This window comes from Yaniella sp., from assembly GCF_030453185.1.
Classification (GTDB): domain Bacteria; phylum Actinomycetota; class Actinomycetes; order Actinomycetales; family Micrococcaceae; genus Yaniella.
Genome location: NZ_JAKDKW010000144.1, coordinates 1 through 2567, shown reverse-complemented (window position 1 = coordinate 2567; position 2567 = coordinate 1). Strand labels below are relative to the sequence as shown.

The following is a 2567-nucleotide window of genomic DNA, read 5'->3' as shown; positions in this document are numbered from 1 at the left end:
TCGGCAATCGGCAAGACGCAGACTTCGAATCGGAGCGAGGCCGCGCAGACAGCTCAGCTCAAGGGTTGGCTCTAGAGCAGCTGATACTTGCCCGCTTTGGCGACGGCGGCTTCTAAGTCACCCCGTGCGACCGGTTCGTCGTCTTTGTGCTTGATGATCATGCGCGTATCCTGACCGGGCACAACTTCAAAAGAAATCCCTCCCACGCGTGGTACCTGATAGACCTGCCCCTTGATCGACCGTGTGGCAGCGTTGGAGAGCTCTCCGGCCAGAATATAAATGGTGCTGGTTATCAAAGGGACCTCCCGGTTAGATACGTCCGTTGAAGGCCTGCATCGCGGAATCTTCACGAGTTCCGCCACGGCCGTCACCGATGTCTTCGTAGTCTTCCACCCATTCTATTTTGCGCACCCATTTGACCATCTTGTAGCCGTGACTGGATTCCACCCGCAACCGCAACGGTGCTCCCAGGTGATCATCCAGGGGTCGGTCATTGGGTGCATAAGCCAGAATCGTGTCGTCCTCATACGCATCCCGCAGCGGAATTACCGCATAAAACGGTTCACGCGGCCGGTTATCGTACATAACCTGGGCCAGCCCGTGGGACTCGATCATCACATAGTTCGCGTTCTCGGGGCGCGGGCCCAAGAGATCGAGGACGTCGCGCAGTTTCACTCCGGCCCACTTCGAAGTAGCAGTCCAGCCCTGCATGCACGAGTGGATACCGATGTATTCGTGTCGTGACATCGCCCTCAGGTCATCCAAGCTCAAGTGCTTGGTCTCGCCGTTGAGCTCGCCGCCGAGTTCCAGCCTCCAGTCGGACCAGTCAGTATCGCGGTGTTGGAGCCACTCAGGCGACTCATCTTCTGTGGGCGGCAGGCCGTTCGTCCAGTGGAACTCAGAAATGTCCTTTTCCGTGAAGACATTCTGTTTGGACATGCGCGACCGCATCCAGTTCAAGAAGACTCCGCGTCCCGGTTCAGTGACGGCGACCAGGAACCGTTGTGCGCGTGGTCGATTGGCCAGGCTCCAGTAGCTCAGGCCAATCAAGAAGGCGATGACGAGCACGATGGTGATCAGTGCGATGGTGAATGCTTGTGCATAATATTCAGGCTGATTCGCTTCGATGCCCAGGATCATGTGGGGCAGGTTGTATTCCGGGTGGACCAGAAAGACCAGGCCGACGTGCATGATAATGAACACGATGAACGCTGCGTGGCAAATAAAGTGCAGCGACCGCGCCACCTGCGGTCCACCGAGGACTTTCACATACCAGGGGAACCGGGAGCGGAGAGCCGGCGACATAGCCAGGCCCGTCAGAATCAGCAGCGGGGCTAGCAGGAAAACGACCCCGGTGTACGTGAGCATTTGGAGGGGATCGTAGGGTTGAAAGTGTTCCAGCCTGGGGACTCCGAAACCTGCATAGATCTTGAAAGATTCCCAAGCTTCCGGGAAGACACTCCACGATGTGGGCACAATCCTGGTCCACAGACCGGTGGCAAACAGCATGATCACATAGAACAGACCGTTAACTACCCACAGCATGACGCCGATGCCGTGCCAGTGGCGTCCGAGTCCAATGTTCTCCCGACCCGGCAGCGCCAGCAGCGGTGACATGGACCGCTCATTCCATCAGCGAGGTGTAGACGCCCTCTTCCTTTGGCAACTTCCGCCGGGTGAATCGTAACCATTCGGTGCCTGGTTTGGAATCGTTGCGCCACCAAAGCCTGGGTAGCGATGCAAGAATTTCCCATCCACTCCGGATGAGAATGCCAAGGAGTACGAAGTTGAATAGGTGTGAGGCACGTAGCCAAAAGGGGAAATCTGCTTCCATGATGAGCTCCTCGTGGGCTCACTTGCCTTTTTCCTGGAAGCCCGCTGAGAATCAGCGTATCAATGGGTGGATATTGCTTCAATAGCCGCCTGCACGCGAGATTCCGGGCAAGCAGTCGAATGCTCGGAGCGGTATCTAATGCTTGGTAGCCGTGGCAATGATGTGAGCGTGTGGAGCATTGGGCTCCCAGTGTTGGTCGACGACGCTCAACCCTGCGGTTTCTAAAGCGAAGGTCATGTCATCCATAGGCCATAGATAGGCTGTGGCAACAGGATGATTGAACGGCATGAACGTTGTGCCGCTGAAGAACGACATCAACAGCGTGCCGTCATCTTGCAGTACGCCACGCAGTACCGACAACGCTTCGGGCAACTCCTCTGGGCCCATGTGTATCACGGAGTACCAGGCGAGCAGTCCTGCCCAGCGGTGGTCTGTGTCAGCTAATTCGTTGACCGAACCACGGTGAAACATGATCCAAGGGTAGTTTTTCCGGGCCAAATCGACGAGTTGTTCGACGGGTTCCAGTCCCTCAATGTCGTGGCCACGGGTGGCAAGATGCCCCGTCCAGCGTCCGGTCCCCGAGCCAACATCCAGTATGGCACCCTTGACCGTGGCAGCCCACGGTTCAATGATATTGCGGTCGGGATCAGCTGCTGCAACCTCTGTGCCCAAAAGCTGTTCAACGTGGACCGATTGCGATCCGTAGGCTTTTGCAACATCATCGTTTGTCATA

4 protein-coding genes are annotated in these 2567 nt (G+C 56.8%); all 4 read right to left on the bottom strand.

Annotated elements, in window-relative coordinates; all coding sequences use genetic code 11:
• Positions 1-71: 71 nt before the first annotated feature.
• On the bottom strand, positions 72-296 hold the full coding sequence (locus L0H14_RS12310) for a hypothetical protein (protein WP_301419967.1): 225 nt from the start codon (positions 294-296) through the stop codon (positions 72-74).
• Positions 297-309: 13 nt separating this feature from the next.
• Positions 310-1617, bottom strand: coding sequence for a molybdopterin-dependent oxidoreductase (locus L0H14_RS12305; RefSeq protein ID WP_301421979.1), 1308 nt, complete (start codon positions 1615-1617; stop codon positions 310-312).
• A gap of 7 nt (positions 1618-1624) precedes the next feature.
• Complete coding sequence (locus L0H14_RS12300; protein WP_301419971.1) at positions 1625-1834, bottom strand: hypothetical protein; 210 nt, start codon at positions 1832-1834, stop codon at positions 1625-1627.
• A 135-nt stretch (positions 1835-1969) separates the two neighbouring features.
• A partial coding sequence (locus L0H14_RS12295; protein ID WP_301421978.1) for a bifunctional 2-polyprenyl-6-hydroxyphenol methylase/3-demethylubiquinol 3-O-methyltransferase UbiG occupies positions 1970-2567 on the bottom strand: 598 nt, incomplete at its 5' end.